Raw genomic sequence first — 6,537 nt, 5'->3', positions numbered from 1 at the left:
GGCCGCGGCGGCGTGGCCGGGGCCGAGAGGGCGCGTTCGGCGGCGGTGGCGAATTCGACGCAGGAGCGGTAGCGGTCGGCGGGGCGCTTGGCCAGGGCCTTGGCCAGGACGGCGTCGATGGCGCGGGGCAGGGTCTGGCGCAGCGGGCTGGCCGGGGGCGGCGGCTGCTGCAGGTGGCCGCGAATGACGGCGGCGGGGCTGGTGCCCTCGAACGGGACCGCGCCGGTGAGCAACTGGAACAACGTGCAGGCCAGCGAGTACTGGTCGGAGCGGCCGTCGAGGGACGCGCCGGTCAGCTGTTCGGGGGAGGCGTAGGCGAGAGTGGCTGTGACGGTGCCGGTCTGGGTCAGATGCCCGGTGTCGTCCCGCAGGCGGGCGATGCCGAAGTCGGTCAGGTAGACCCGTTCGCTGGAGCCGGTCTTGGACGACGAGCGGGCCAGCAGGATATTGGCGGGCTTCACGTCCCGGTGCAGCACATTGAGGCCGTGCGCGTAGTCGAGGGCCTTGGCGGTCTCGGTGATGATCTGGACCGCCCGCAGCGGCGGCAGCGTGCCGGGGCTGATCGAGGAGGCGTTCACGCCGTCGATGAACTGCATCGAGATCCACAGCTGTTCGCCCTCGTCACCGCGGTCGTACACGGTGACGATATTCGGGTGGTCCAGCCGGGCGACGAGATCCGCCTCGCGGATGAAGCGGGCGCGAATCTCGTTGTCGGAGAACATCTCCTGGTTGAGCAGCTTGAGGGCGGTCATCCGGGGCAGTCGCGGATGCTTGGCCAGATACACCGAGCCCATCCCGCCGCGGCCGAGCTCGCGTTCGATGACGTAGCCGGCGAACACATCACCAGAGCGCAAACCAAGCACCCGCTTCCGTAATTTCTGCCCTCCGCTTCGCTACGGGCGGGTTCGCGGCCCTGGAGGTCTCGTTCTTCCCTCCCTCCGCTCCTCCGCTTCGCTCCCCCGCTCCGCTCAGTCCAGAACGAGACGGGCCGCGAACATCAGGCGCTTCCAATCTCAAGCGCACCTATTATGGCTGCCCGCGGAACGTGTTGTGTGCCCACGTCCCAACATCGCCGCGGTCGAGTGCCACCGCGAGCAGGTCCGGGAACTTGTCCGGCGTGCACGCGAAAGCGGGCACACCCAGGGCCGTCAGCGCCGCCGCGTTGTCGCGGTCGTAGGCCGGAGCGCCCTCGTCCGACAGCGCCAGCAGCACCACCACCTGCACCCCCGACTCTTTCATGGCGCGAATGCGCCGCAGCATCTCGGCCCGCACCCCGCCCTCGTAGAGATCGGAGATCAGCACGAACAGCGAATCGGCCGGGCGGGTGATGAGCGACTGCGAATAGGCGATGGCCCGATTGATATCGGTGCCGCCGCCCAGCTGGGTGCCGAACAGCACCTCGACCGGATCCGACAGCTTCTCGGTGAGATCCACGACGGCGGTGTCGAACACCACCAGCGAGGTACGCAGCGACCGCATGGACGCCAGCACCGCGCCGAACACCGACGCGTACACCACACTCGACGCCATCGAGCCGGACTGGTCGATGGCCAGCACCACGTCCCGCTTCACCGCCTGCGCCTTGCGGCCGTACCCGACCAGCCGCTCGGGCACCACGGTCCGGTGATCGGGCAGATAGTTGGCCAGGTTCTTGCGAATCGTGCGGTCCCAGTCGATGTCCCGCAGCTTGGGCCGCGACACCCGGGCCGCCCGGTTCAGCGCCCCGCCCACCGCGGCCACGGTCTGCGCCGCGATCCGCCGCTCGATCTCCTTGACCACCTTCTCCACCACCATGCGCGCGGTGGCCTTGGTGGTCTCCGGCATCACCCGGTTCAGGCTCAGCAGCGTTCCGACCAGGTGCACGTCGGGTTCGACCGCCTCCAGCAGCTCCGGCTCGAGCAGCAACTCGGTGAGGTTGAGCCGATCCACGGCGTCCCGCTGCATCACCTCCACCACGGTCGAGGGGAAGTAGCGGCGAATATCGCCCAGCCACCGCGACACCTGCGGCGCGGACCCGCCGAGCCCGCCCGAGCGCCGCCCGCTCCCGCCCTGCCCGGAGTCGTAGAGCGACCCCAGCGCGCGGTCCATCGCCTGATCGTCGGCGCCGCGCAGGCCCCCGCCCCCGAGCCCGGCCTCCCCGGCGCTGCCGAGCACCAGCCGCCACCGCCGCCGCTGCGCTTCGTCGATCTCGTTCATGCCCTGCCCCTGGATGTATCGGTGTCGTAGCTGTTTGGGTCCCACAAGGAGTCGCCTGACGTGCGCGGTCGAAGTCCCCGCACCAGCCGGAGCGCCGGCCCGCGCTTGGGCTGCGGCTGCGGCGAAATGCTCCACCGCCCGTTCCGCCCGCTGCTGTGCGGGCCCATCCGGCGACCATTGCGCGGACTCATCCGGCCACCGCTTCGCGGGCTGGTTGCGCCGCTGCCGCGCGGGTTCATCGGGCCAGCCCGAGGATCTCGGCGGCCGCTTGCATAGCCAGCGCGCCGCGGGCCGTGTCGTAATCCGTGCTGTCGGTGGCCGAAGCCGCCGGCGCGCCGTGGCGGACGGCCTGGCCGATGGCCTGCCGCTCCCCGGCCTCGAACGCGCCGAAGGTTCGGCGCAGCAGGGGCAGGGTGGCGACGAACTGGTCCTCGTCCAGCCCGCACAGCCAGTCGTCGATGAGCGACAACAGGTTTCGGTCGTGCACCAGCAGCAGACCGCGGCCGCCGAGGAAGCCGTCGATCCAGGCCGCCTTGTCCGGGGCGGTGCGGCCGACCGACAGGGCCGCGGATAGTCGGCGGCCGGACTCCTCGCCGCCGATGCGCTCGGCGTCGCAGAGCAGTCGCACGGCCCGGCCGACGATGCCGCCGTTGACGTCGTCGCGGTCGGCCAGCGTCTCGAGGGTGGACAGCCAAGTCCCCGAGGCCCATTCGTCGTCGCGGTGCGACAGCGCCAGATGCACCGCGTCGATCCGGGTGCGCAGCGCAGCGGCCGCGTCGGCGTCGAGTCCGGTGACCGCACCCGGCAGCCCGGCGCAACTGCGAACCAGCAGACTGTCCGCCACCCGGGTCAGCGCCGCGCCGTCGGTGCCGCGGACATCGCCGTAGCGGGCGATGCGCAGCAGGCCGGGCAGCGCCGACATCAGGTGGGTGACATCGTGATCCAGGGCCGCGACCGTCTCCAACCGCGCGATCAGACCGTCGGTGGCCCCGCCGAGATCGGCCAGCAGCGCCTCTTCCAGCGCGGACGCCACCTGCCCGACGGTGGCGTCCGGATCCCGGGCGGTGTCGAGGATCTTGGCCTCGGCGGCCGACCGCAGGGTGGTGCCCCAGCGTGACGCCTCCACGATCGAGATCGCCAGTTCCGGCCGCCAGCGCAGGGTCCAGGTCTCGCGGAAGGTGCCCGCGTTGCGGACCTGGCTGTCGGTCAAGCGGCCCCACCCGATGCCCAGCAGCCGGAGCCGGTGCAGCAGGCGCGATCTCGCCAATCCGCCGTCGGTGCGCAGATCCAGGTCCACGGTGCGCTCCAGGGCCTGCTGTTTGAGCCGCAGCGTCCTGATCTGAGCCCGCAGGTCCGCCTCCAACGGCACCGTCGGAGTGCCCTCGGGCACCGTCCCCAGCGCCTCGCCCACCACCAGTTCGGTGCTGACCAGCCGCAACAGGGTCTCATCGCCGTCGCACAGCACCGACCGGGTGGCCTCGGTGACCTCCGAGAGCCCGGCCAGCGGCCGCTCCCGCAGCGTCGCGAGAGTCTCCGCGAGCCGGATGGATTCGATGATGTGCGCGCTCGACACCGGCAGATCGTGGGCGCGCAGGGTGCCCGCGACCTTGGTGAGCCAGCGCGCGATCGGCTGGTCGGTCTCGGTGAACAGGTGGTGGTACCAGCCCGGGGAGGTGATGCCCGCGCCGTAACCGGATGAGCTCGCCAGCCGCGAATGCGTCCACGGCACCCAGGTCAGCGTGGCCTTGCCCTTGGGCAGCCCCTTGAGCAGCCGGGCATCGGCCGCGGCCGGGCCCAGCTTGCCCTCCAGCGCGGGCGCGTGCCACGCCCCGCACACCACGGCCAGCCGTTTCGCCCCGTCCTTCAGGGCTTTTCGCATGATCTGGCGCATATGCGCCTCACGCCGCAGGGTGTGCGCGTCCACCGTGATCCGCGCGGTGGCGGCCGAGAAGGGCTCTTCCGCCGTTGCCACGGACCCCTCGGCCGGGACAACGGAATCGGATTCCTCCGAGACCTCCGGAAGATCCACGACCTCCGGAAGATCCTCCGCGTGTTCGCGCAGGGCGGCCATCGCCTCGTTGACCGCCGGGAAGATATCGGCGTCCGAAGCGGATTCGACGATGGCGTCCCACCAGCGTTCGGCGTCGTCGTAGCCGGCGGCCGAGGCCAGGATGCCGAGCGGGTCGGTCCGATCGCCCGGCTCGTCCTCCACGGCCAGGCAGATCGAGGCGGGGAGATCGCAGAAGCCCACGGACACACCGTGTTCCGCCGCGTACCGCAGCGCCACCCACTCCGGGGAGAAGGTCGCGAACGGCCAGAACGCGGCCTTGGCGGGACTGTCGGGCTGATAGGCGAGCAGGGCCACCGGCGGCGACATGCCCTCGGCCGCGACGTAACCGGTCAGCGGATCGGCGTCCGAGGGGCCCTCGATGAGGATGGCGTCGGGACGGAACCGCGCCAGCGCCAGCGCCAGCGAGCGCGCCGAACCGGGGCCGTGGTGGCGGATACCGAACACCCGCGTCTCGGCCGGGCCCGTGGCCGCGGTGGCGGCCACGGTCTCGCTCGGCCGGGTGGTCTCGGCCGTATCGGCGGGAATCGTGGCGGCCGTCACTCGTGCACCTCGCGGCAGGCGCGGTAGAAGTCGGCCCAGTCCGGGCGCTGCCGCACAACGGCTTCCAGGTATTCGGTCCACACCACCTGGTCGGCGACCGGGTCCTTGATGACCGCGCCCAGCACCGCGCCCGCGATATCGGCGGGCCGCAGCACGCCGTCGCCGAAGTGCGCCGCCAGCGCGATGCCATTGGTGATCACCGAGATCGCCTCGGCGGTGGACAGCGTGCCGGTCGGTGACTTGAGTTTGGTGCGGCCGTCCTCGGTCATGCCCGACCGCAGTTCGCGGAACACCCGCACCACGCGGCGGATCTCCTCGGCGGCCGCGGGCACGGCGGGCAGTTCCAGTGCGACGCCGAGCTGTTCGACGCGGCGGGTGACGATGGAGACCTCCTCGTCCTCCCCGGCCGGCAGCGGCAGCACCACCGTGTTGAACCGGCGGCGCAGCGCCGAGGACAGCTCGTTGACGCCGCGGTCGCGGTCATTGGCGGTGGCGATCACATTGAAGCCCTTGGCCGCCTGCACCTCCGTGCCCAGTTCCGGCACCGGCAATGTCTTCTCCGACAGCACCGTGATCAGCGCGTCCTGCACATCCGACGGGATGCGGGTGAGCTCCTCGAGCCGGGCGATCGAGCCGGCGCGCATGGCGGTCATGATCGGCGAGGGCACCAGCGCCGCCTCGCTCGGTCCTTCGGCCAGCAGCCGGGCGTAGTTCCAGCCGTAGCGGATGGCCTCCTCCGCGGTGCCGGAGGTGCCCTGCACCAGCAGCGTCGAGTGCCCGGCGATGGCGGCCGAGAGATGTTCCGACACCCAGGTTTTCGCGGTACCCGGCACGCCGATCAGCAACAGCGCGCGGTCGGTGGCCAGGGTGGCGACCGCGACCTCCATGATCCGGCGCGGGCCCACGTACTTGGGCGTGATCACGGTGCCGTCGGACAGCGTGCCGCCCAGCAGATAGGTGACCACCGCCCACGGCGAGAGGTTCCAGGAGGGCGGCCGCGGGCGGTCGTCGGCCGCGGCCAGGGCCTTCAGCTCGTCGGCGAAGGCCTGTTCGGCGTGCGGGCGCAGCAGGGCGTCCGGTTCCTGAGCGATGGTGACTTCCTGAGCAATGGTCACTGCAACTCCTCGAGCATCGTCTTGCGTTCAATGAGGTCATGGGCGAGCTGGTCGAAAGCCTGCTCCCAGTACGGATCCGCGCAGCGGCGGGCCAGACCGGACACCATCCCGGCCAGCTCCACCGGGAAGTGGGCGGACGCCGCGCGGAACAGCGTCCGATACGAGCCGGGCACCAGGCTGGGCGCACCCGGCCGGTCGGCGCACAGCTGAGCGCGCTCGGTGAGCAGCCGCAGCACGTGCTCGGCCATCGGGCCGGGCCACTGCCGGGGCATGGCGCGCAACAGGGATTCGATCTCGGCGAGCCAGCTGGAATCCAGGCCGCGCAGGTAACGCACCTGATCGGCGTCAGGCTGGAGCGCGAACAGGGCGCGCAGCTTGTCGGAATCGGCATCACGGGCGGCCGGGCCGGAGATCGCTCCGAACAGGGCCCGCGCCCACGCCGGATCGCCTTGGGCCAGTGCGGCATCGGTCCAGCCCGCGAACATCGGTCCACGCACGCCCTCGGCCATGGACACCCGGACTCTATCAGGCGCATCGCACCCTCAACCTGCTCGAAGCCGCTCAGCGCCACGGCATTCCGAACGTCATGATCGGGCAGGGCCTGGGCCCCATGCG

General features: G+C 71.3%; 5 protein-coding genes. All 5 read right to left on the bottom strand.

The window, feature by feature from the left end:
• On the bottom strand, positions 1-794 hold a 794-nt coding region (locus ACWELJ_RS32750; RefSeq protein WP_452369951.1), incomplete at its 3' end, for a serine/threonine-protein kinase.
• A 232-nt stretch (positions 795-1,026) separates the two neighbouring features.
• Positions 1,027-2,196: a VWA domain-containing protein gene (locus ACWELJ_RS32745; protein WP_452369948.1), complete on the bottom strand. Its 1,170-nt coding sequence runs from the start codon at positions 2,194-2,196 to the stop codon at positions 1,027-1,029.
• A 235-nt stretch (positions 2,197-2,431) separates the two neighbouring features.
• Positions 2,432-4,750: a DUF5682 family protein gene (locus tag ACWELJ_RS32740; protein WP_452369950.1), complete on the bottom strand. Its 2,319-nt coding sequence runs from the start codon at positions 4,748-4,750 to the stop codon at positions 2,432-2,434.
• A gap of 53 nt (positions 4,751-4,803) precedes the next feature.
• Entirely contained in the window at positions 4,804-5,916 is a 1,113-nt protein-coding gene (locus ACWELJ_RS32735; protein WP_452369949.1) for an ATP-binding protein, read from the bottom strand.
• A 2-nt stretch (positions 5,917-5,918) separates the two neighbouring features.
• Positions 5,919-6,431 (bottom strand): DUF5691 domain-containing protein, encoded by a 513-nt coding sequence (locus ACWELJ_RS32730; RefSeq protein WP_452369947.1) that lies wholly within the window; start codon positions 6,429-6,431, stop codon positions 5,919-5,921.
• Between the last annotated feature and the right edge of the window lie 106 nt (positions 6,432-6,537).

The organism is Nocardia sp. NPDC004582 (assembly GCF_053602115.1).
The sequence above is the reverse complement of the archived record's forward strand: the minus strand, read 5'-3'. Positions and strand labels throughout refer to the sequence as shown.

Excerpts from the sequence above, each read along its gene's own strand:
- ACWELJ_RS32745 (WP_452369948.1), bottom strand. The coding sequence starts at position 2,196 with ATGAACGAGATCGACGAAGCGCAGCGGCGGCGGTGGCGGCTGGTGCTC.
- ACWELJ_RS32730 (WP_452369947.1), bottom strand. The coding sequence starts at position 6,431 with ATGGCCGAGGGCGTGCGTGGACCGATGTTCGCGGGCTGGACCGATGCC.